The sequence below is a fragment of the Streptococcus sp. 20925_1_69 genome, from assembly GCF_041432365.1.
GTDB lineage: Bacteria > Bacillota > Bacilli > Lactobacillales > Streptococcaceae > Streptococcus.
Window position 1 is genome coordinate 1 of sequence record NZ_JAPVZL010000027.1, and the last position, 1,157, is coordinate 1,157.

Here is a 1,157-nt window from a genome sequence, read left to right on the forward strand (position 1 = left end):
CCAGTTAACGGTTTAACAGTAGATGGCGATGGTAACTTAACTGGAACACCAAGCGTAACAGATTGGGGACCAAAAGAAGAAGAACGTAAAGTTACAATCCCAGTTAAAGTTAAGAATGGTGATGAAGAAGTTGTAGTGGATGTTCCAGTTACAATTCAACGTGATACAGATGGCGACGGTATTCCAGATGTTACTGATCCAGATGATGATAACGATGGAATTCCAGACAAGGATGAAGAGAAAAATGGAACAGATCCTAAGACGCCAACAACTCAAACTCCTACAATCGATATCACACGCAAACCAAATGGTGATGCAGTAATAACACCGAAGAAACCAGATGGCTCAACCTACCCACCAGGAACAGTAGTAGAAATTCCAGGTAAGGATGGTAATCCAATTGTCGTTACAATCGGTGAAGATGGTTCAGGAATAGTTCCAAATGACAAGTTACCTAAAGGTGATTTACCAGGAAAAGGTACAGTAACAGAACCGAATAAAGAACCATCACAACCAGTGCCAGTAACAACACCAGCTCGTAAGATCCCGACAATCAAAATTGAACAAGATCCAGACACTGGCGATGTTACAGTCACACCGAAGAAACCAGATGGCTCAACCTACCCACCAGGAACAGTAGTAGAAATTCCAGGTAAAGACGGAAAACCAATCACAGTCACAATCGGTGAAGATGGAAAAGGAACAGTACCAAACAGTGATCTGCCAGAAGGAGATATTCCGGGAACAGGTAAGATTATTGAAAAAGGGAAAACACCTGAAGAAGTTCAAGTGAAGACACCTAAAAAATTAGATCCAAATGAACCACAAACGGAGCGACCAGTCTCAATTGGTATTACTCAGCAACCAAATGGAGATGCGATTGTCACACCGAAGAAACCTGGAGTGGTAGGAACATATCCACCAGGAACGAAGGTAGTTATTCCGGGTGATAATGATACTCCAATCGAGGTTATCATCGGAGAAGACGGTTCAGGAATAGTACCGAATGATAGTCTTCCAAAAGGAAAAATCGAAGGAGAAGGTACAGTAACAGAACCGAATAAGAGACCATCACAACCAGTGCCAGCAACTACTCCAGCACGTAAGACACCGACAGTAGACTTGGAACAAAATCCAGATACAGGTGATGTTACAGT

The 1,157-nt window shown here is 42.5% G+C and carries 1 pseudogene; it reads left to right on the forward strand.

Features of this window, described 5'->3' with window-relative positions:
• A pseudogene (locus O3601_RS09330) lies at window positions 1-1,157 on the forward strand (hypothetical protein); the annotation flags it as partial.